This window comes from Kitasatospora gansuensis (assembly GCF_014203705.1).
In the GTDB taxonomy this organism is placed as follows: domain Bacteria; phylum Actinomycetota; class Actinomycetes; order Streptomycetales; family Streptomycetaceae; genus Kitasatospora; species Kitasatospora gansuensis.
In genome coordinates this window covers 708,715-728,120 of sequence record NZ_JACHJR010000001.1, presented here as the reverse complement: position 1 = coordinate 728,120, position 19,406 = coordinate 708,715, and the positions used below count along the sequence as shown (strand labels likewise).

Here is a 19,406-nt window from a genome sequence, read left to right as displayed (position 1 = left end):
TGCGGCGGCTGCAATGACCAGTTCCTGCAAGATCCTGCCATTGGGCGTTCGGCCCCGCCCGGGGCGGCTCCCACCTGCGGTTTCGATGGCCGAGGGGGAGGCCGGCCTCGGATATTCTGGTCACATGAGCGAGAACCTGCCCGTGTGCCCGAAGTGCTCCGGTGAGTACACCTACGAGATGGACGCCCTGATGGTCTGTCCGGAGTGCGGCCACGAGTGGGCCCGCGACGAGGCCGCTGCCGACGCGGGCGCCGCCGCCGGTGACCGGGTGGTGAAGGACGCGGTCGGCAACGTGCTCGCCGACGGCGACACCGTGACCGTGGTCAAGGCCCTCAAGGTCAAGGGCAGCCCGTCCGGGATCAAGGCGGGCACCAAGGTCCGCAACATCCGGCTGGTCGACGGGGTGGACGGCCACGACATCGACTGCAAGGTGGACGGCTTCGGGCCGATGCAGCTGAAGTCGAGCGTGGTCAAGAAGGCCTGACGGGCCGTCGCGGAGCGCGAGGCCCGAGAGCTCGTGCCAGTCGGCCTGGCGGTCCTATGATCGCCGCATGATCAAGGGCGTGATGTTCGACTTCTCCGGCACCCTGTTCCGCATCGAGTCCACCGAGGAGTGGCTCGCGGCGATCCTGGCCGAGGCCGGACTGCCGCTGGCCGACGAGGAGTTCGCGGACTGGGCGCGGCGGCTGACGGAGTACGGGGCGCTGCCCGGCGGAGCGGAGCCGCTGCGGGTGCCCGCGCACCTCGAAGTGCTGTGGCACGAGCGGGACCTGAGTGCCGATCAGCACCGCGCCGCCTACACCGGGCTGCTCCGGGAGGCCGGTCTGGCCACCTCGGAGCTGGAACGGGCGCTCTACGACCGCCACATGACGCCCGCCGCCTGGCAGCCCTACCCGGACGTCGAGCCGACGCTGCGTGAACTGCGCAGCCGGGGGATCCCGGTGGCCGTGGTGAGCAACATCGGCTGGGACCTGCGGCCGGTCTTCCGCGCGTACGGCCTGGACGAGCTGGTCGACGCCTACCTGCTCTCCTTCGAGGTGGGCGTCCAGAAGCCCGAACCGGAGATCTTCCGGGTGGCCTGCGACGCTCTCGGCCTGGCAGCGGCGGACGTGTTGATGGTCGGCGACGACCGTACGAAGGACGGTGGCGCGACGGCGCTGGGCTGCCCGGTGCAGTTCGTCGACCACCTGCCGGTCGATCAGCGCCCGGCCGGACTGGCACCGGTCCTGGAACTGCTGGACGGCGCGGGCGGCCGGTAGCGCGACGCGCTCAGGGCCGCGTGTTCTCGGCCGCAGTCTCCTGCCACTTGCGTCCGATCGCCCGGAGCATGACCGGGTACACCCCCAGGTACCGGAACGGCTTGATGCCGGCCATGTAGACGGCGCCGAACAGCCCGTTCGGCTTGACCAGGACGGTCATCTGGCCGCGGTAGCGGCCGGCCCCGTCCGGGACCCAGCCGATGTGCAGCACTCCGTGCATGGTCCGGTTGGCGCTCTCGGCCGCCCACTCGTCGTGCGTCTGGTAGACGGAGGTGAACGGCAGCGACCGGAGGTCGGGCCCGCGCGGACCCTCGTGGAGGTCCGCGGGCAGCCGGTCCCGCAGCGTCCGCACCCGGGTGCCGAGACCGGCGTCGGCCTTGTCCCAGCCGAGCAGCGCCCCGAGCTTCCAGCGGACCGCGAAGAGCAGCCGCGGCACCGGGGAGGAGACGGCCGACCCGTCGCCGTCCGCGAACTGGCGCACCAGCCGCGCGAGGTCGTCGGGACCGCCCGGCGTCGGCAGCGCCCAGACGTCCTCGACCAGGAAGTCGTGGGTGAGCTCGTGGATCCGCCACGGGCGGGAGGTGTACGCGGTACGGGGGAGTCTCATGAGTGGCCCCTATCTGTACGATGCCGTATAGATGGAGGCTAGCACCGATCTGTACGGCTCCGTACAGATCGACCGGGCGTGAGGGACGACGACACACCATGGGCGCGACGATCCGCACTCCACGCGGCAAGTGGATCGAGGAGGGGCTGCGGGCGCTCGCCGCCGGCGGCCCCGAGGCCGTCCGGATCGAGCCGTTGGCGCAGGCGCTCGGCGTCAGCAAGGGCGGCTTCTACGGGTACTTCGGCAACCGGGACGCGCTGCTCACCGAGATGCTCGACACCTGGGAGCGCGAGGTCACCGAGGCGGTGATCGCGCAGGTCGAGAGCGGCGGCGGGGATGCCAGGGCCAGGCTGGAGCGGCTGTTCGCGATCGCCGCGTCCGGCGGCGGGCCGACCACGAGCGTCGCGGCCGACCTGGCGATCCGCGACTGGGCCCGGCGTGACGAGGCGGTGGCGGAGCGGCTCCGCCGCGTCGACAACCGGCGGATGGCGTACCTGCGCTCGCTGTACGGCTCTTTCTGCCCCGACCCGGAGGACGTCGAGGTCCGCTGCATGATCAGCTTCTCGCTGCGGGTCGGCTACCACTTCATCGCCGCCGACCACGGCAGCCTCAGCCGGGCGGAGGTCATGGAACTGACCAGGAAGTGGCTGCTGCGGTAGCGCCGGTCAGCGGGGATGCCCGGCATCGTCGGTGTGGAGGGTCTGGGTGTTGAACTTGATCTGCCAGACCACCACTTGGCCGTCGGGGCGCTCGCACATCACCGCGCCGTCCTGCCAGATGCCGTTGGTGACGTACCACTGACTGCCCACCGGGTCACCCTGGTTGAGGTGGACGTCGTGTACGCCGAGTCCGGTGGTGAAGCTCTGCCCGAACACGTAGATCCGGGAGGCGGCCTCGAGGTGCGGGACCAGCACGTCCAGGGCGTTGTCGCCGTCACTGGCGATCCACGGGAAGAACCGCAGGTGCGGGCGGGCCCAGTCGAGCCCCCCGAGCCCGGTGATCCGGCGGCGCAGCCCCTGCACCGACGTGGCCAGGCGGTCGGCCAGATCGGGGCCGAACATCGGGCTGCCCGGCGGATGCGGGGCGATCACCTGGTGGGCCCGGTCGGTCACGGCGGCCAGCCACTCGAACCAGAGACGGTTGCGCAGCAGCGGGCTCCGGACGTAGTCGAGCGCGCCGGAGGTGGGCGAGGAGGGCAAGTGATGGAAGCCGTCCGGCCGGACCCGGAGCGCGGCGATGTCGGCACTGCGCAGGTCGTCCACCAAGCGGTAGCTGACCCCCACACTGCCGGGCGCATCCACGTCGAGCGCGGACTGGTAGACACCGACGGGCGTGTCCAGGAACAGGTGCCCGTGGTACCACTGGCCGAAGTCATGTATCGGGTCGCGGGTGAAGTCGTGCAAGGTACCGATCGCGACCCCGTAGTTCGGAAGAGCCATACCTCCACTCTCCGCCCGACCCGGCCGCCCCGCAGCTGATCGGGGGCCGACGTTCCAGGTGGCGGACCCACGCTAGCCTCGGCGCGGAGGTCGGTACTTTGGAGATCACGGTTCAGTGGGTCAGAACGTCCTGGACGAAGCAGTCCCGGGGTGGGGAAGCAGCTGCACGCAGGAACGCGGCCCCGGCCGGCTTCGTCGTGCCGAAGGACCGGGTGTCGGCTGTGCACGTCGTACGCATGCGGGAGGAGGGTGGTTTCCAGCCGTGCGAGAGCTGGGAGGCGCTGCGCGGTGTCGCCCTCGGCCTCCGCGAAGCTGACGGCCGGCTGCGCGTGCTGCCCCGGGTGGATCCGTTGTTCGGCCTGCCGCCTCGGCCTCGCAGGCCTCCGGCTGTGCGTCTCCTTCCGCAGCAGTGGGTCCGGTGGCAGCTGAACTACCGCTTCAGCAGTGCGGCGGGGATCCGGGACTGGTCGTACTGGCTGGATACGTTCAACGTCGCCTACGGCCCTGCTGACGCCGACGTGTTCCTGTCGGCGCCGACCGTGTTGATCGATGAGTGCGGACCGCTCCGGTAGTGAGGTGGGGTCGCTGAACAATGGGTTTGCCCTCGGTGGCGGCGGGCTGGAAATCTCGGACCGAATACTCGCCGGCCGCCGAGGAGCAGACGGAATGAGCAGTACGACGGTTGTCTGCTTCGGTGACGAGCAGTTCTTGGCCTACGACGTCGCTCTCGGGGTCCTCTTCGCCGAAGCGATCGAGGTTGCCGAGGCATCAGCTGAGGACGATCAGCCCTCCTGGCGGAGTGAGCTGATCCAGCGGATGCGCGTCAACGCCGCGCTCGCGAGCGACTTCGCGGTGGTGCTGGACGAGTTCGGCGCCGACCAGCGGACGGAGCTGCTGTCCTGGGTCCAGCAGGCCGGCTCGCGGCTGACCGCACGGGGTGGGGTCAGCTCCGGCGAGGTGGCCGGCTGGGATGTCCTGGACGGATTGACCCTTCACGTGCGCGGTGCCGGGCACATCGCTGCCGCCCCGCTGGTCGAACTGGGCGAGGCGATGGCGCAGTTGATCGCCGGTACCTTGCCACCCGCACCGGATGGGCAGCACTGGCTCTTCGGCCTACCCTCCGGACGATGCAGCCTGTGAAGCGGCCGTCCGAGCGCTCAGCGTGAAGGGGACGGGTACGGCATCGTGACGACCGGGCCCAGCGGGTGGCAGCCGTCCCAGGAGGCCATCTGCCACGGCGGGCAGGACGTCGGTGGCACCGGGAGGGTGAGGGCCGGTCGCGGCGGGATGCTGGTCTGCAGCTTGGTGGCCGGCTTCGCGGATGGCCGAGGGGCGGCCGTTCTGGTGGCGGCGGGCGGTGTCGTGCTCGGGGCGACGGCCGGGCTGCTGCTCGCTGGTGCTGTCTCCGAGGGTGATGGGCTGTCAGCCGACACTACGAGTACGGACGGCGTGGGACTCGCCGGGGCCGGCTCACCCGGTGTGGGAGTGGCCGAGGGGCTTGGGGCGCTCCCGGCGCCGGTCGGTGCGGAGTGGTGCGAGTTCGACAGGAGCAGCCCGGCGCCACCGGCGAGCGCCACCAGGCACAGCCCGCCTGCCGCACCGATGGTGAGCTTGCGGCGCCGCGCGGCTCTCGTGCCACTGTCCTGCATGGGGGCCTCGCCTTTTCGATCTTCCGTTCGGACTCGGCGGATGCTAACACCGTGGTCGGTACGGGTCCGCAGGCGGGATCTGAGCGGGCGGGCTCGATGTCGTCGTCCGCCGGGCGGAGGAGGCGGCTCAGGGGTGGGCCAGGGTGGTCCCTGATTGATCATCAGGAGGCCGTCGGGGCAGGGTGGTTCCCATGAAGACCAATGCAACCAGCCTGAAAACACGCCGACTTGCCGCCACCGGCGCCGCTCTGGTGACGGTCCTGGCCGCCGCCACCGGTCCGGCCCTGGCCGCTCCCGGGGACAACGAATCGACCGCGCCCGGGAATTGGCGCGGCACCCTGGTATCGGTCGAGACCGTCGAGCAGCTCTCCCCGCAGGCCGCCGCCGACCAGGCGGCCGGGAGGGGTTACCCGGCCCGGGCTGCGCGCTACGGGGTGACGCACTACCGGGTGGTCTACCGCACCCCGGACGAGCACGGCCGCCTCACCACCGCGAGTGGCCTGGTCAGCCTGCCGGAGCGGGGCCGGGACGACCTGCGGGTGGTGGTGTACGAGCACGGGACCATGGCGGCCCGGGCCCAGGCACCCTCCGTCAACCCGGCGGTACACGGGGACTCGGCGCTGTTCGCGGCCGCGGGGTACGCCGTGGCCGCCCCGGACTACCTGGGCCTCGGGCTCGGCCCGGGTCCGCACCCGTACGGCGACCTGGCCTCCGAGGTCACGGCGTCGGTCGACCTGCTGCGGGCCGCCCGGTCGGTGGCGCACAGTCAGGGCCACCGGCTCGACCCGCGCGTGCAGGTCACCGGGTTCTCCCAGGGCGGTCCGGCCGCGATGGCGCTCGGCCGGGCCCTGCAGTCCGGCGCCGACCGGCACTTCCGGCTCGGCTCACTGGCACCGGTGAGCGGCCCGTACGCCACCCGGGACGCGGAGGCGCCGGCCGGTCTGGACGGCACGCTGCACCCCAAGGTCGCCGTCTACTACTTCGCGTACTGGCTCACCGCGATGAACCGGCTGCACCACCTGTACGACACACCGTCAGAACTCTTCCAGGCCCCGTACGACCAGGCCGTGGAGGCCCTGTTCGACGGCACCCACTCGGACAGCGAGATCCTCCAGAGCCTGCCGGACACCCCGCAGCAGCTGCTCACCCCGCACGGCATCGACTGGGCGCTGCACCCCACCGGCGGCCTGCTCGCCGCCTTCGAGGCGAGCGACTCCAGCTGCGACTGGGCGCCGCGCGTGCCGGTCCGGGTGTACGCGGCGAGCGGCGACCGCGACGTGGCCCTGTCCAATGCGCAGCACTGCGCACAGGCGCTGACCGAGCACGGCGCGCAGGTGACCCTGACGGACGTCGGCACGGTCGAGCACTCGCCCTCGCGGCGGCTCGCGCTGCCCCAGGTGGCGGCGTGGTTCGAGGAGCGGCTGCCGGCCTGACGGGGGATCGGCTACGGGGCGACCCAGCCCGGCGTCCAGGTTCCGGGGACGTCGTGGCCGTTCGCCGGGGCGGTGAGATGGGTGCGGAGGGTGGTCAGCGCCGGGTGGGGGTTGTCGCGGTGCCAGAGCAGCGAGTGCGGGTAGACGGGGGTCGGGTCGGTCACCGTGATGCGGCGCAGGCCGTGGCCGGCGGGCCAGACCAGCCGGGTGTGCTCGCCCATGAAGGTGGCCAGGGCCGGGGTGTCGGCGATGGTGTCGAGGAGGGCGTCGGAGCCGAAGTTGGGGCCGGTCGCCTCGATGGTGAGGCCGAACTCGGCGACCAGGTCGTCGTAGTAGGCGGCCCACTCGGTCCCGGGGACGATGCCGGGCATCCAGATCCGGTGCCCGGCGAGCTGAGCCAGGGGCACCGACCGGGCGCCCGCCAGCGCATGGGCGGGGCCGGTGAGGAGCTGGAGCGGTTCGTCGAGCACCCGGACGGACTCGATGTCCTCGGGCAGGGGCCGTCCCGGCACGCCGACGGCACGGAAGGACGCGTCGATCTCACCGGACCGGATGGCGGCGACGGCCGTCTCGACGTCGAACAGCATCACCACGTCGAGCTCGATGTCGGGGTACGCGCGATGGAAGCCGCGCAGCAGTCCCGACGGCGCGACGCGCGAGGCGATCACGTCGACCCGCAGCGGACGCCGGCCGGTGCGCACGGACGCGACCGCGCGCTCGGCGACGCGCAGCAGCTCGCGGGCGTGGGGCAGGAACGCCTGCCCGTCGATGGTGAGCCCGGCGCCGCGCGGGGTGCGGGTGAACAGCCGCACGCCGAGGGTGCGCTCCAGCGCGGCGACGCGCTTGGAGACGGCCTGCTGGGTGACCGTCAGCTCGGCGGCGGCCTGCTGGAACTGCCCCGCGTCGGCGACGGCGACGAAGGTCCGGACGGTGTCGAGATCCATGCCGACACCCTAGGGGAACAACCGTTGGTTGTAGCTGATGGCTCCGAGGTTGTTTGACCCCAGGTGAGGGCACTCGCTTTGCTTGCTGCCGATCGCGGATCGGTTGTGCGGGTGAGCGGCGAGGGGCATCGGTATGAGGAGCGGTCACCGGCTGGGCCGGCGGTTCGGGTGGCTCTGGGGCGCGTACGGGACCAGTGCGCTTGGCACCTGGCTGGCCTTCGGCGCGTTCCCGCTGATCGCCATCCAGGTGCTGCACGCGGGACCGGCCGAGGTGGCCGCGCTCTCCTCCGTGGGGGCCGCGGTGGGCGCGGCCGTGGCGGTGCCGCTCGGTCCGTGGGTGGAGTTCCGCCGCAAGCTGCCGGTGCTGATCGCGATGGACCTGGTGCGGTGCGCGGCGTTGCTGACGATCCCGGTCGGGTTCGCGCTGGGCATGCTCACCTTCCTCCAGCTCCTGCTGGTCCTGGTGGTCGTCGCGGCGGCCGACATCACCTTCCGGGCCGCCTCCGGCGCGTACCTGAAGACCTTGCTGCCGGCCGAGGACCTGCTCGTCGCCAACGCCCGGTTCGAGTCCACGGCCTGGACGACCACGATCATCGGACCGCCGCTGGGCGGCGCGGCGATCGGACTCCTCGGCCCGGTGGCGACGGTGGCGGCCGACGCGGTCAGCTACCTGCTCTCGGCCCTGGGCCTGCGCGCGACGCGCGGGTACGAGCCGCCGCCCGCGCGCCGGGAGGCCCCGCGGCTGCGGGCCGGGGACCTGCTGGACGGCTGGCGGTACCTCCTTGCCGACCCGACGCTGCGTCCGCTGTTCTTCAACACCGCGCTGTTCAACGGGCTGGTGATGGCCACTCAGCCGCTGCTGGCCGTGCTGATGCTCGGCCGGCTCGGGTTCACACCGTGGCAGTACGGCCTCGCCTTCGCCGTGCCGTCGATCGGCGGGCTGCTCGGTTCGCGGCTGGCCCGACGGTTCGTCACCCGGTTCGGACAGTACCGGGTGCTGGTCGTGACCGGGGCGCTGCGCGCGCTCTGGCCCGTCGGCCTGGCCTTCGTGGGGCCGGGCAGCGGAGGGCTGCTGCTGGTGATGGGCGTCGAACTCGGGCTGATCTTCTGCTGCGGGGTCTTCAACCCCGTCCACGCCACCTACCGCCTCGAGCGCACCCCGACCGACCGGGTCGCCCGCACGCTGTCCGCCTGGGCGGTGACGACCAAGGCCGCCACCGCACTGCTCACCGCCCTCTGGGGCGTACTGGGCGGCCTGCTCGGCCCGGGTACGGCGATCGGCCTGGCGGGCGTGCTGCTGCTGGCGACTCCCCTGCTGCTCCCGCGCGCGGCGGCGCCGGAGCCGGTACCGAGTAGCGTCTGACGGGCCGTCACCGTGTTCGTCGGGCCGCGCCGATGCCGGCGGCGACCACCAGGACGGTGCCGCAGACCTGGACGGCGGTCGGGATCTGGGAGATGAGGATGAGCCCGGCCAGCAGGCTGATGGCCGGTTCGAGGCCGACCAGGGTGCCGTAGGTGGTCTTGCCGATCCGCTGAAGGGCCGTCATCTCCAGCAGGAAGGGCAGCAGCGGCATCAGGACCGCGATGCCCGCCGCGGCGGCGATCACGCCCCAGTCGAAGTCGGCGGCGACCGCCGGCGCGCCGAACGGTGCGCTGACCACGGCGGCGACGGTGAGCGAGAGGGCCAGGCCGTGCCGGGCGGTGAACCGGCTGCCGACGTGGGCGGTGCCGATCACGTACAGCGCCCAGCAGGCGGCTGCGGCCAGTCCGAACAGGACGCCGGCGCCGCTGACCGCCCCGGTCCAGGGCGAGGTGAGCAGCAGGACGCCGACCGCGGCGAGCGCGAGCCAGCCGAGTTCGGAGCGGCGCTTGGAGGCGGCGACGGCGACGGCGAGCGGGCCGAGGAACTCGAGCGCGGTGGCGGTGCCGAGCGGTACGCGGGCGGTCGCCTCGGAGAACAGCAGCATCAGCGCGGCGCTGACGGCGCCGAGCAGCGCGGTGGCGATCAGGTCCCGCCGGGACGCGGCGCGCAGCGCGGGCCCGAGCGAGCGGCCGGTCCAGGCGAGCAGGACGACCGCGGCGAACGCGATCCGCAGCCAGGTGGTGCCGGCCGGGCCGATGGAGTCGAAGAGTTCGGTGGCGAGCGCGCTGCCGGTGTGCAGGACGGCCATCGCGGCGAGTACGAGGACCGCGCCGGGCACCGGCCGCCGGACGGGTGTCCCGACGGCCTGGCGCGTGGAGGTGGGGGACGAGGTTGAGGTCGATGCGGTCACCCGGCCATTTGATCTCCCGCCGGCTGTTTCCGTCCACGGTTTATTGGTGGACCGATCAGCCACTATTGGTGGACGATTGCCTCATGGAACCCTTCGGCCGACTGCCTGACCTCACCCGGCTCCGCCTGCTGGTCGAGCTGGACCGGCTCGGCACGATGGCGGCCGTGGCCGACCACACCGGGTACGGGACCTCGGCGATCTCCAAACACATGGCGGTGCTGGAGCAGGAGGTCGGCGTGCCGCTGCTGCGGCCGGTCGGCCGCCGGGTGCGGCTGACGCCCGCCGGTGCGCGGCTGGTGGAGCGCGCGGTGGGGATCCTGGCGGCGGTGGAGGAGGCGACGGCCGAGCTGCGCGGCGGCGCGGACCCGGCCGGCCGGGTGCGGCTGGCCAGCTTCTACACGGCGGTGGAGCCGGTCGTCCTGCCGATGGCGGCCCGACTACGGCGGCTCCATCCGCGGGTGGAGCTGGAGCTGTCCGAGCACGAGCCGGAGGGCACCGCCGAGCTGCTGCGGTCCGGCGAGGCCGATCTCGGCGTGGTGTACGACTACAGCCTGGTGCCGCACCCGTGGCCGTCGGAACTGAGCGCCCGGCTGTTCGAGGAGCAGCCGCTGTACCTGGCCGTACCGGCCGGCCACCAGGACGCGGACCGGCCGGTCGCGCTGTCGGAGCTCGCCGCCTTCGCCGAGACCGGCTGGATCGCCAACTCCCGTGGCTCGGACGACGACGAGCTGGTGCACCGGGTGTGCGCGATGGCCGGTTTCGTGCCCCGGATCCCGCACCGGATGGACAGCCTGCACCTGGTGAACAGCCTGGTCGGCGCGGGCCTGGGGGTGGCGCTGCTGGCCGAGTCCGGCATCGAGCGCGACCGTACGGACGTGGCCTTCCGCCGCCTCGACCCGCAGGCCGGCACCCGCCGCAGCTTCCTGCTCGCCCGGGCCGGTCAGTGGACCTGGCCCCCGGTCGCCGCCGTCGCCGCCCTGATCTGTGACCGCGGACCGCAGCCCGCCTGACCGGGCGTCAGGAATCCATGGCGGCGCGGTCGGAGTCGCTGCGCAGGACGCAGAACTCGTTGCCCTCGGGATCGGCAAGGACCGCCCAGCCCGAACCGTCGGGATTCCGGCGGTCGGCTACGAGCGTGGCACCGAGCCCGAGCAGCCGGTCCACCTCCTGGTCGCGCGAGGTCTCGGGGCGCAGACACAGATGGATCCGGTTCTTGACCGTCTTGGGCTCGGGCACCTGGTTGAAGTACAGCACCGGGCCCTCCGCCAGCAGCACCTGGGTCTCCCGGTCACCCGGTCCGGCGTCCGGATCCATCGGACGGCCCGTCACCTCGCTCCAGAACCGGGCCAACCCGTAGGCGTCCGCGCAGTCGATCGCCACGTTCTGCACTACCGAAACCATGGGCCCAGCCTTCCTGTCTTCCCTCCGGACTGCGCCCATCGTTTCAGAACCAGTGCAGGCAGTGCGGCTCGCGCTCGGCGCGGAACAGGGCGTCGGCGAGCGCGGCCGCGCCCGGGTGGTGGGCCCGGACGTGTCCGGCGCGCACCAGGGTGCTCGGGGTGGTGCCGCCGAGGTAGAGCGAGCCGAGGTCGCGTACGTCCAGGGAGAGGTCGGGCTCCCGGTCGGTCGGGACGCAGTCGGCCTTGCCGTCCCGGACGGTCAGCAGGTGGCGGCCGCGCTCGCCCAGGAACGGGTCGTCGACGTCGAGGACGAGCTCGCCGTCCGTGAACCAGCCGCGCGCGGTCAGCGCACGCGGGACGTCCAGCAGCCGTACCCAGAGCCAGTCGCCGTCGTCGCCGACCTGGCCGGCCCGGAAGTCCGCGAGCTGCCAGCGCAGCGGGTGCCCGGGCGGGACGTGCTTGAACACGACCTTGGAGACCAGGTCGTGCCCGAGCAGGAACCGGGCCAGGGCCGTGAAGACGGCATCGTCGGTGGTGATGGTCTCGTCGACCGTCAAGATGTCGGGATCGCCGAGCGAGTAGCTCGCGTACCCGTCCGGAACACCCTCGGTGTCCCGGTGGACGGCGACGTAGCGTGGCGCCGGAGAGATCGGGGCCTGCCCCGCGCCCGCGGCCCACCAGCGGTGCGGCCGGGACAGCGCGCCGGGCTGCGCGCGGCGGTAGCGGTCGTAGACCTCCTCCAGGAGCTCGCCGCACTCGGCGCGGCGCAGCACCTCGACCGAACCGGTGTCCGCGCCGACTGCCGCGCCCGCCCGGGGAAGGTCGAAGGCGGCCTGGTGGCGAGGCACCGTCAGGCGGGACGTGTAGGTCGCGGGACCGTAGCCGAACCTGCCGTAGATCGTGGCCTCGGACGCCAGCAGGACGGAGAGGAACTCCCCGCGGGCCCGCAGCTCGGTGAGCTGATGCCGCATCATCGCGCTGAGCACGCCCTGGCGTCGGTGCGAGGGCAGCACGCCGACGGCGGTCACCCCGGCGGCCGGGGCGAGGATCCCACCGGGGAGGGTGAGCTCGAAGGAGTACGCGCCGACGGTGCCGACCGGACGCCCGTCCGCCGTCACGGCGAACAGGTTGCGGTCCATCTCGAACGCCGACCACCAGACCCCGGTGCCGCCCTCGGCCGGAGTCTCCGGGAAGCGGCCGAACGCGGTGTGGAGCGTGTCGACGAAGAGGTCGAGGTCCTGGTCGGTCGTGGAACGGATTTCCATCGCTGCTGCTGTCTCCCCGGGATGGCGGCACCACGGCTCGTGGTGTCCCGCCACAGTGCAGCGTTGACGCATGGTCAGGTCAAACGAATTACGTGTCAGGGACGTGGCAGACGGTGATGGTGGCGGGTGTCCTGCGGAGCGGGCTCTCCTGGGGCCCGAAGGCTGTCCAGGAGGCCCCACTGTCCCTCTTACGCGGCGTCGCGTTCGCGCAGGCGGGCGGGGGAGGGGAAGCCGTCGCGGCGGGCGAGCGCGGCCGTCAGCCAGCGTCAGGGCGAAGTTCCCGGACACCGCCGTCACCGCGTTGGTGGCGGCGAAGCCGAGCAGGAGGGCCAGCAGCAGGGTGCGGGGGGCACGATCAGGGTTCAGGCCGTCATCGGTATCGCGGTGACGGCGGCGGCCAGTGCGTACACGGTGATCAGCAGTCCGGCGCGGGACTCGGTCACGCCCAGACCGGTGCTCACCGCGGGCAGCAGACCGGCCGGCAGCGCCTCGGTGAGGGTCGCGGTTACGGGTCAGGCAGCTGTGGACGCGGGTTGACCCTCACTCAGCCGGCCTGGTCGATGTGGTCGATGGCGAGTGCCTGGAGGGTGGCCGGCAGGAGGACGTGCTCGGCGCCGAGCACTCGTTCGGCCAGGGTCTCGGCGGTGTCGCCCGGGAGGACCGGGACCTGGTGGCGGGCGATGACCGGTCCCTCGTCGTATTCGGCGGTGACGTGGTGCACGGAGGCGCCGGAGACCGTGTCGCCCGAGGCGAGGACACTCTCGTGGACGCGCAGGCCGTGCATGCCCGGTCCGCCGTGCCGGGGCAGGAGGGAGGGGTGGACGTTGAGGATGCGGTGGGTGAAGGCGTCCAGCGTGGCCGGGCCGATCTTCTTCATGTAGCCGGCGGTGACGACCAGTTCGATGCGGTGCTCGTGCAGGGCGTCGAACATGGCCCGGTCCAGCTCGGCCGGATCGGGGTGGGTGCGGCCGGAGAGGTGAACGGTGGGTATTCCGAGTTCGCGGGCGTGGGTCAGGGCACCGGACGTGCTGTTGTTGCTGATGACCAGGGCGATCGTGAACTCGCATCCGGGCTGCCCGGCCGCGCTGGTCAGCGCGCGGAGGTTGGTTCCGGTGTGCGAGGCGAGGACTGCGACCTTGAGCGGCATGATCCGATCATGGCAGGGCCCGCCGAGCCGGCCCCGGGCAGGTTCGGTCCGGCCCCGGCCCGTCCCGCCAATGGCGCACTGCGATAGCGGTTGATATCGGCGGCCCCGAGGCTGGGCAGCACGGGCGTAGCGGCCTGTCCGAGTCAGGGCGACCGAGCAAGGGAGACGGCAGTGCTGGCCGAGCGGCTTCGTCAGGCGATCAACGCGCACGATCCGGACGCGTTCACCTCGTGCTTCGCCTCCGGTTACCAGAGCACCCAACCTGCCCACCCGGCCCGGGAGTTCAGCGGCCGGGAGCAGGTGCGGACGAACTGGTCCGCGTTCTTCCACGAGGTGCCCGACATCCGGGCGGACCTGCTGAGGACGGCGGTGACCGAAGGCGTCGAGTGGGCCGAGTGGCACTGGCACGGCACCCGGCTGGACGGGTCCCCGCTCGACATGAGAGGGGTGACCGTCATGGGCGTCCACGCCGGATCCGTGGTGTGGGGGCGGCTCTACATGGAGGAGACGGAGCAGACCGGCGAGAACATCGACGAGGCGGTACGGCGGCTGGCCGGGGGACGCAGCGTGGATGGAGAGGACCAGCCAGGTCCCCGATGAGTTCCGGTAGGGAGGCAGCCCGGCGACCTCCCAGTTCGGGACCCAGGACCGCGCGCACGGGTCGAAGCGGACGTCAGCACGGCGTACCGCACAGGCTTCTGGCGGGTGGTCAGGAGTGGGGTGGCCCGGGGGTGCGGTCGCCGAGATGGCTCGACCCTGCGGGCTGAAGTCAGAGCTCCGGGCTGTCGGAGCTGCCGTCGAGGTGGTGCCTGGTCTGCTCGAAGTGGACGACGGTGGAGTCGGGGGTCTCGTCGGTGACGGTGACGACGATGGCGGTGAGGTCCGGGGTGAGGCCGGTACGGACCCGTTCGAGGGTGGCGACGAGTTCGGCGGGGGCGTCGGCGATCCACTGCTCGCTGTCCCCGTGGGCGACCTCGTGGCGGTGGGCGTACTGGTCGGGGCCGTCGATCATGACCTCCAGCCGGCCCTGGGCCACCTGGACCGCGATGATCCGGTCCGCTCGCAGGAGTACGCCGTTGTTGGTCCGGAGCCACGCTCGTGCATCTGTCATGAGACGACCGTAGCCACGGAAGCGGTGAAACGAGGGCAACCCGGTGGGCCCCGAGGTGGGACACCACCGGTTTCGCTCAGCACCCGTCCGGTGTGGTGGGTTTGGCGTGGGTGCGGGGGCGTGATCAGCTGATCCTCTGTTCTGCCCGCGTTCGGGCACCTGCGGAGGAGGAGTATGACCATGGCGGGCTTCGGGTGGACGCTGCACGGGGACGGCCGGAGTCCGCGGCCCGGGGCGGTGGTGCGGCCGGAGGAGCGACTGTCCTGGGGGCGGACGGTCGGGCTCGGGGCGCAGCACGTGGTGGCGATGTTCGGGGCGACGTTCGTGGCGCCGGTGTTGATGGGTCTTGACCCGAACCTCGCGGTGATGGTGTCCGGGGTGGCGACCGTCTTCTTCCTGTTGGTGACGGGGGGTCGGATTCCGTCGTACCTGGGGAGCAGCCTGTCGTTCGTCGGGGTGGCGGCGGTGATCAAGACGCAGGGCGGTGACGCGGCGACGCTGACCGGGGCGCTGCTGGTGGTGGGCGCGGTGCTGGCGGCGTGCGGTGCGGCGGTGCAGGCGCTGGGGGCGCGGGTCATCCACGCCGTACTGCCGCCGGTGGTGACCGGTGCGGTGGTGATGCTGATCGGTTTCAACCTGGCGCCGGTGGCCGCCGGGACGTACTGGCCGCAGGATCAGTGGACGGCGCTGCTGACGATGTTCTTCACCGGGTTCGCGCTGGTGGCGTTGCGGGGGTTCTGGTCGAGGATCGCGATCTTCCTCGGGCTGGTGTTCGGGTACGGGATCTCGTGGGGGCTGGACCGGGTCTTCGGGCGGATCCATTCGGCGAACGGCGCGGGTGTGGTGACGGACCACTGGCGCCTCGACCTGTCGGGTGTGGGCAGCGCGGACTGGATCGGCCTGCCGACGCTGCACGCGCCCAGCTTCTCGCTGTCGGCGGTACTGGTGGCCCTGCCGGTGGTGGTGGCGCTGATCGCGGAGAACGCCGGGCACGTGAAGGCGGTGGGCGAGATGACGGGTGATCAGCTGGACGACCGGATGGGTGTGGCGATCATGGCCGACGGCGCCGCCACCGTGATGTCGACGGCGGTCGGCGGCCCGGCTACCACCACGTACGCGGAGAACATCGGCGTGATGGCCGCGACCCGGGTGTACTCGACGGCGGCCTACTGGTGTGCGGCCGGCTTCGCGATCCTGTTCGGCCTCTGCCCGAAGTTCGGTGCGGTGGTCGCCGCGATTCCCGGGGGAGTGCTCGGCGGGATCACGGTGGTGCTGTACGGGATGATCGGCCTGCTCGGCGCCCAGATCTGGGTCAACAACCGGGTCGACCTGGCCAACCCCCTGCACCTCGTACCGGTCGCGGCGGGCGTCATCATCGGCATCGGCAACGTCACCCTCACCTTCACCGACACCTTCGAACTCAGCGGCATCGCCCTCGGCACCCTGATCGTGCTGACGGGCTATCACGTGCTGCGCCTGCTGGCCCCGGCCCACATGAAGCACTCCGCCGGGACCTCGCTGCTTGACGCCGGCACCACCGACTACGACGACCGGCCCACCACCCGCCACTGAGCGTTCGTCGAACCGGTTTGTGTGAACCGGCAGGCACGACATTGAACCTCCTGGCCCCCAGCCCGCCGGCCACCGGCGCGGGCGGCGGCCGGTCGTGAGTGGGCCGGCCCGCCCTGTCCCGCTCGCCCCGGACTCCGCTCAGCCCTTGAGCAAAACGTACGGGTCCCAGGCGCAGTACCCGGCCACCTGACCGTCGCGGGTGAGGATCGCGAAGGTGAAGTGGAGCGTTTGCGGCCTGTTGCTGATGATGTCGGCCGACCAGTGAAAGGTCTCGACAGGAGGCACCGGAGCTCTTCGGGTGCGGAGAAGTCGTACGCGTACACCGGCCACAACTTCCTCGCCACGCAGACGACCCGTCAGGGCGAGCACTCCCTGACCGAGCGGACCGAGTGCGGCGTGCTGGCCGGCAAGTCGTTCGACGACCAGCCCGCCAACTGGCTTCGACGGGCGGGATGGTAACGGAGGGAGGCGGGACACAACCGGCTTTCCGGATAGGAGAGTTGAGCTCGTTCGGTCATGTCATGATCGGCTGTGCTGGTCGGAGCGATCCGGCAAGCAGAGCTGGCCTCCTACGATCGAAGGACCGAACATGGGCTCGTTCACCCTCCCGGAGCTGCCCTACTCCAAGGACGCACTCGCTCCGCACATCTCGTCGGAGACGCTCGACTTCCACTGGGGCAAGCACCACTTGACCTACGTGACGAATCTGAACAACTTGACCAAGGGCACCGAGAACGAGAGCAAGACGCTCGAAGAAATCATCGCGAAGTCGTCGGGCCCCCTCTTCGACAACGCCGCACAGCACTGGAACCACACCTTCTACTGGCACTCCCTGTCACCGAACGGCGGCGGCGAGGCCGACGGCGCTGTCAAGGACGCGATCATCGCGAAGTGGGGTTCCTTCGACACCTTCAAGCAGGAGTTCACCAAGCGCGCGACCGGTGCCTTCGGCTCCGGCTGGACCTGGCTGGTCAAGCAGACCGACGGCACCCTCGCCATCGTCACCACCAGCAACGCCGAGACGCCGCTCACCACCGACGCGAAGCCGATCCTGGTGGTCGACGTGTGGGAGCACGCCTACTACATCGACTATCGCAACGCGCGCGCGAAGTACCTCGACGCGTTCTGGAACGTCGTGAACTGGGACTTCGCCAACAAGAACCTCGCCCAGAGCTGATTCGTCGTGACGGTGGGCCTTCGTGCGGGAAGTCGAACACCGATGGGACGGCCGCGGGCGGAGCCGGTCGGTAGGCCGACCGGCTCCGCCTGCTGTCGGGTCGCTGGCCACCGATCAGCTCTCGGTCTTGATGACGTCGAGAACCTGGTGGGGCCGGGTGTGGTCAGTTGAGGGCGGCCCAGTTCTGGGTGTTGGCGTTGCCGGTCGGGTTGGCGGTGACGGCGGCGCCGGGGGTGACGGGGGCGCTGTCGAGGGAGTAGCCGGTCGCCGGGTTGGTGATCGTGTAGGTGCCGCTGCTGTTCTGGGTGACCTTCCAGTCCTGCCACGGGTTGGAGGAGTTGACGGCCCGTAGGGTGGCCTGGCCGCCGGAGGTGGTGGGCGCGGTCAGCACGAGCGCGTCCGGGCATCCGTCGATGAGCTTCGTGGTGCCGTTCGCCTCCGCCCGCAGCGTCCACCGCTGCTTGGCGCGGGTGGCGTCGTAAGTGGCGAGGACGGCGGGGGAACTGCCGGAGGCGCCGCACTGGTCGGAGCGTTCCAGGGCCAGGCCGCCGCCGTTGGTGAGGGCGTGGGTCCGGCCGTCGCCCACGATCGTGGGGCCGTAGTCGATGGCGTGGGCGGCCAGGTAGGTGAGTGCGCTGCCGGTGGTGGCGAGCACGGGGTTGGCGGTGGGCCGCCCGGTCTTGAAGTAGTCGGCGAAGGTGGCGGGCTGACGTGCCGTCAGCATGCTGATGGTGCGGTCCCATCCGCCGTCGAGGTTGTTCCACAGGTCCAGCAGTGCGCCGTCCACGTTGCCCTGGACCTGGTCCCCGGTGTGCCAGCCGGTGGTGTAGGCGAAGCTCTGGCTGCCGCCGTCGGGCCACACGTAGCGGTAGTCCTTCAGGAGGTAGGCGGCTGCGGCGTCGGCGAACGCCTCGGTCCAGGAGCAGCTGGCGGAGCTCGCCTGGTCGATGAAGTGCGGATTGCAGCCGGTTACCACCGGGAACTGTCCGTTGTACAGGCGGTGTTGGAAGAAGTGGCCGGCCTCGTGGAGCACGGTGTGCTCGGAGTCGGGGTCGGTGGCGGCGAGGTGGACGGTGTTGGCCAGGTCGTAGGACGGGCCGTCGGCCGAGTTGGCCGTCCACCGGACGTTGAGTTCGGTGCAGGCGTTGTTCGCCTCGTGGCTGGACCAGCAGTAGCTGACGGGGTTGTTGCGCGCCCACCACAGGAGGTTGAGAGTGTCGAAGGCGTGCCAGGCCCGCGCGTTGGACGGCTTGAGGGTGCCCAGGGCCGTGCCGGCGGCGACGTTGCTCTGGACGGGCGAGTCGTAGGTGTAGGCGGTGCCGGTGGTGTCGCTGACCTTCCACAACCGGGTGCTCTCGGCGCTGAACCGCACCCACATGCTGCTCATCGCAGCTGTCGTGGTGGGGGTGTAACAGAGGTTGAAGCCGCCGTCGGCGACGGCGGTGTACTGGTAGTCGGCGGTGAGCTGGCGCGGGGCGTCGGTGGACTTCTCCTTGCCCCACAGCTGGATGTTCGCGTTGCGGACCGGCTTGGTCAGCGTGGGCTTGCCCCGGCCGGCTTCGGCGGACTGGTAGTCGTACTGGAGCTTGCCACTCAGGCAGATGGGAGTCGCGGCCGAGGCGCTGGACGCCGTCAACGGGACGGCGGCGAGGGAGAGCAGGACGGTGCTCACGGCGGCGAAGCCGCGCGGCAGCCGAGATCCGATGGCCACAGGGTTCCTCTCATAGGGGCGCTTCAAGGTCCTGGTGCGGGCCGAAACCGTGCGACCTGAGTCAGCCCGGCACGCACGCGAAGAAGTTCCGGGAACCGGCGGGTGACCTTGCCAAATCACCCTGGGTTACCGGTGTTTCGTGCACCATCAGTGTTCCACCGCCCCCGGTCCGCCGGCGGCGACACGGCCTGCTTCACCCGTTCGTGTCGCGTCGCTGCCGCATCACCTGAACGGTGATCAGCTGAAGGGCCGTCACCCTCCCGAGCCCGCCGCCGGCGGCACCCGCTCTGCTAGCGCCCCGGGCCGGAGGCCCGGTGCGAAACCCGCATGGCGGCCGGCAGTCGATCGGCCCGGCAGTCGAATGTTCACCCACACGTGGCTGCATGCGCGGTGTACGCCTGAGGGCCGGGCCGGGACAC

22 protein-coding genes are annotated in these 19,406 nt (G+C 71.4%); 12 read left to right on the top strand and 10 right to left on the bottom strand.

The features are described 5' to 3' along the window. Positions 1-124 precede the first annotated feature (124 nt). Both F4556_RS03390 and F4556_RS03385 read left to right on the top strand, forming a co-directional pair. The gene (locus tag F4556_RS03390; RefSeq protein WP_184911490.1) at positions 125-484 is read left to right on the top strand and encodes a zinc ribbon domain-containing protein YjdM; all 360 of its coding nucleotides are present in this window, start codon (positions 125-127) and stop codon (positions 482-484) included. 67 nt (positions 485-551) lie between these two features. After that, positions 552-1,259 carry an HAD family hydrolase gene (locus F4556_RS03385; RefSeq protein WP_184911488.1) on the top strand — a complete coding sequence of 236 codons (708 nt, stop codon included), beginning with the start codon at positions 552-554 and terminating at the stop codon, positions 1,257-1,259. Positions 1,260-1,269: 10 nt separating this feature from the next. On the opposite strand, the gene F4556_RS03380 is transcribed toward F4556_RS03385, so the two are convergent. Beyond that, positions 1,270-1,866, bottom strand: coding sequence for a DUF2867 domain-containing protein (locus F4556_RS03380; RefSeq protein WP_184911487.1), 597 nt, complete (start codon positions 1,864-1,866; stop codon positions 1,270-1,272). Between the two features lie 98 nt (positions 1,867-1,964). Here F4556_RS03380 and F4556_RS03375 point away from each other — a divergent pair, with 98 nt between their 5' ends. Beyond that, on the top strand, positions 1,965-2,525 hold the full coding sequence (locus F4556_RS03375) for a TetR/AcrR family transcriptional regulator (RefSeq protein ID WP_184911485.1): 561 nt from the start codon (positions 1,965-1,967) through the stop codon (positions 2,523-2,525). A 6-nt stretch (positions 2,526-2,531) separates the two neighbouring features. Here the strand turns inward: F4556_RS03375 and F4556_RS03370 are convergent, their stop codons facing one another. Then, the gene (locus F4556_RS03370; protein WP_184911484.1) at positions 2,532-3,305 is read right to left on the bottom strand and encodes a DUF2278 family protein; all 774 of its coding nucleotides are present in this window, start codon (positions 3,303-3,305) and stop codon (positions 2,532-2,534) included. Between the two features lie 98 nt (positions 3,306-3,403). On the opposite strand from F4556_RS03370, the gene F4556_RS03365 reads away from it, so the two are divergent. From F4556_RS03365 to F4556_RS03355, 3 genes are all read left to right on the top strand, one after another. Then, a complete protein-coding gene (locus tag F4556_RS03365) occupies positions 3,404-3,877 on the top strand; it encodes a hypothetical protein (protein WP_184911482.1) in 474 nt (157 codons plus the stop codon). 94 nt (positions 3,878-3,971) lie between these two features. Continuing rightward, positions 3,972-4,445, top strand: a complete 474-nt coding sequence (locus F4556_RS03360) for a hypothetical protein (protein WP_184911481.1) — start codon at positions 3,972-3,974, stop codon at positions 4,443-4,445. A gap of 700 nt (positions 4,446-5,145) precedes the next feature. After that, positions 5,146-6,387: a lipase family protein gene (locus F4556_RS03355; RefSeq protein ID WP_184911480.1), complete on the top strand. Its 1,242-nt coding sequence runs from the start codon at positions 5,146-5,148 to the stop codon at positions 6,385-6,387. A gap of 11 nt (positions 6,388-6,398) precedes the next feature. On the opposite strand, the gene F4556_RS03350 is transcribed toward F4556_RS03355, so the two are convergent. Next, positions 6,399-7,331 carry a LysR family transcriptional regulator gene (locus F4556_RS03350; protein WP_184911478.1) on the bottom strand — a complete coding sequence of 311 codons (933 nt, stop codon included), beginning with the start codon at positions 7,329-7,331 and terminating at the stop codon, positions 6,399-6,401. Positions 7,332-7,464: 133 nt separating this feature from the next. On the opposite strand from F4556_RS03350, the gene F4556_RS03345 reads away from it, so the two are divergent. Then, the gene (locus F4556_RS03345) at positions 7,465-8,694 is read left to right on the top strand and encodes an MFS transporter (protein WP_184911477.1); all 1,230 of its coding nucleotides are present in this window, start codon (positions 7,465-7,467) and stop codon (positions 8,692-8,694) included. Positions 8,695-8,701: 7 nt separating this feature from the next. On the opposite strand, the gene F4556_RS03340 is transcribed toward F4556_RS03345, so the two are convergent. Then, complete coding sequence (locus F4556_RS03340) at positions 8,702-9,604, bottom strand: EamA family transporter (RefSeq protein ID WP_313068128.1); 903 nt, start codon at positions 9,602-9,604, stop codon at positions 8,702-8,704. A gap of 83 nt (positions 9,605-9,687) precedes the next feature. Between F4556_RS03340 and F4556_RS03335 the strand changes: the two genes are divergently transcribed. Next, positions 9,688-10,614: a LysR family transcriptional regulator gene (locus F4556_RS03335; RefSeq protein ID WP_184911475.1), complete on the top strand. Its 927-nt coding sequence runs from the start codon at positions 9,688-9,690 to the stop codon at positions 10,612-10,614. Between the two features lie 7 nt (positions 10,615-10,621). On the opposite strand, the gene F4556_RS03330 is transcribed toward F4556_RS03335, so the two are convergent. From F4556_RS03330 to purN, 3 genes are all read right to left on the bottom strand, one after another. Beyond that, on the bottom strand, positions 10,622-11,005 hold the full coding sequence (locus F4556_RS03330) for a VOC family protein (protein WP_184911474.1): 384 nt from the start codon (positions 11,003-11,005) through the stop codon (positions 10,622-10,624). Between the two features lie 43 nt (positions 11,006-11,048). Continuing rightward, on the bottom strand, positions 11,049-12,269 hold the full coding sequence (locus tag F4556_RS03325; RefSeq protein ID WP_184911473.1) for a GNAT family N-acetyltransferase: 1,221 nt from the start codon (positions 12,267-12,269) through the stop codon (positions 11,049-11,051). A gap of 544 nt (positions 12,270-12,813) precedes the next feature. Beyond that, on the bottom strand, positions 12,814-13,416 hold the full coding sequence (gene purN / locus F4556_RS03320; protein WP_184911472.1) for a phosphoribosylglycinamide formyltransferase: 603 nt from the start codon (positions 13,414-13,416) through the stop codon (positions 12,814-12,816). A 171-nt stretch (positions 13,417-13,587) separates the two neighbouring features. On the opposite strand from purN, the gene F4556_RS03315 reads away from it, so the two are divergent. Further along, positions 13,588-14,016: a nuclear transport factor 2 family protein gene (locus tag F4556_RS03315; RefSeq protein WP_184911470.1), complete on the top strand. Its 429-nt coding sequence runs from the start codon at positions 13,588-13,590 to the stop codon at positions 14,014-14,016. Positions 14,017-14,185: 169 nt separating this feature from the next. Here F4556_RS03315 and F4556_RS03310 read toward each other — a convergent pair whose 3' ends face one another. Next, complete coding sequence (locus F4556_RS03310; RefSeq protein ID WP_184911469.1) at positions 14,186-14,527, bottom strand: hypothetical protein; 342 nt, start codon at positions 14,525-14,527, stop codon at positions 14,186-14,188. Between the two features lie 180 nt (positions 14,528-14,707). Here F4556_RS03310 and F4556_RS03305 point away from each other — a divergent pair, with 180 nt between their 5' ends. After that, positions 14,708-16,099, top strand: coding sequence for a uracil-xanthine permease family protein (locus F4556_RS03305; protein WP_184911468.1), 1,392 nt, complete (start codon positions 14,708-14,710; stop codon positions 16,097-16,099). A gap of 138 nt (positions 16,100-16,237) precedes the next feature. Here the strand turns inward: F4556_RS03305 and F4556_RS39690 are convergent, their stop codons facing one another. After that, entirely contained in the window at positions 16,238-16,384 is a 147-nt protein-coding gene (locus tag F4556_RS39690) for an AidA/PixA family protein (RefSeq protein WP_184911466.1), read from the bottom strand. On the opposite strand from F4556_RS39690, the gene F4556_RS03295 reads away from it, so the two are divergent. Continuing rightward, positions 16,361-16,558 carry a hypothetical protein gene (locus F4556_RS03295; protein ID WP_184925801.1) on the top strand — a complete coding sequence of 66 codons (198 nt, stop codon included), beginning with the start codon at positions 16,361-16,363 and terminating at the stop codon, positions 16,556-16,558. The two genes, F4556_RS39690 and F4556_RS03295, sit on opposite strands and share 24 nt — an antisense overlap. 130 nt (positions 16,559-16,688) lie before the next feature. After that, positions 16,689-17,276, top strand: coding sequence for a superoxide dismutase (locus tag F4556_RS03290; RefSeq protein ID WP_184911465.1), 588 nt, complete (start codon positions 16,689-16,691; stop codon positions 17,274-17,276). 163 nt (positions 17,277-17,439) lie between these two features. Here the strand turns inward: F4556_RS03290 and F4556_RS39335 are convergent, their stop codons facing one another. Further along, entirely contained in the window at positions 17,440-18,987 is a 1,548-nt protein-coding gene (locus F4556_RS39335; RefSeq protein WP_184911463.1) for an RICIN domain-containing protein, read from the bottom strand. Between the last annotated feature and the right edge of the window lie 419 nt (positions 18,988-19,406).

Coding starts and splice junctions, on each gene's coding strand:
- F4556_RS03390 (WP_184911490.1), top strand. CDS start 125: ATGAGCGAGAACCTGCCCGTGTGCCCGAAGTGCTCCGGTGAGTACACC.
- F4556_RS03385 (WP_184911488.1), top strand. CDS start 552: ATGATCAAGGGCGTGATGTTCGACTTCTCCGGCACCCTGTTCCGCATC.
- F4556_RS03380 (WP_184911487.1), bottom strand. CDS start 1,866: ATGAGACTCCCCCGTACCGCGTACACCTCCCGCCCGTGGCGGATCCAC.
- F4556_RS03375 (WP_184911485.1), top strand. CDS start 1,965: ATGGGCGCGACGATCCGCACTCCACGCGGCAAGTGGATCGAGGAGGGG.
- F4556_RS03370 (WP_184911484.1), bottom strand. CDS start 3,305: ATGGCTCTTCCGAACTACGGGGTCGCGATCGGTACCTTGCACGACTTC.
- F4556_RS03360 (WP_184911481.1), top strand. CDS start 3,972: ATGAGCAGTACGACGGTTGTCTGCTTCGGTGACGAGCAGTTCTTGGCC.
- F4556_RS03355 (WP_184911480.1), top strand. CDS start 5,146: ATGAAGACCAATGCAACCAGCCTGAAAACACGCCGACTTGCCGCCACC.
- F4556_RS03350 (WP_184911478.1), bottom strand. CDS start 7,331: ATGGATCTCGACACCGTCCGGACCTTCGTCGCCGTCGCCGACGCGGGG.
- F4556_RS03345 (WP_184911477.1), top strand. CDS start 7,465: ATGAGGAGCGGTCACCGGCTGGGCCGGCGGTTCGGGTGGCTCTGGGGC.
- F4556_RS03335 (WP_184911475.1), top strand. CDS start 9,688: ATGGAACCCTTCGGCCGACTGCCTGACCTCACCCGGCTCCGCCTGCTG.
- F4556_RS03330 (WP_184911474.1), bottom strand. CDS start 11,005: ATGGTTTCGGTAGTGCAGAACGTGGCGATCGACTGCGCGGACGCCTAC.
- F4556_RS03325 (WP_184911473.1), bottom strand. CDS start 12,269: ATGGAAATCCGTTCCACGACCGACCAGGACCTCGACCTCTTCGTCGAC.
- purN (WP_184911472.1), bottom strand. CDS start 13,416: ATGCCGCTCAAGGTCGCAGTCCTCGCCTCGCACACCGGAACCAACCTC.
- F4556_RS03310 (WP_184911469.1), bottom strand. CDS start 14,527: ATGACAGATGCACGAGCGTGGCTCCGGACCAACAACGGCGTACTCCTG.
- F4556_RS03305 (WP_184911468.1), top strand. CDS start 14,708: ATGGCGGGCTTCGGGTGGACGCTGCACGGGGACGGCCGGAGTCCGCGG.
- F4556_RS03290 (WP_184911465.1), top strand. CDS start 16,689: ATGGGCTCGTTCACCCTCCCGGAGCTGCCCTACTCCAAGGACGCACTC.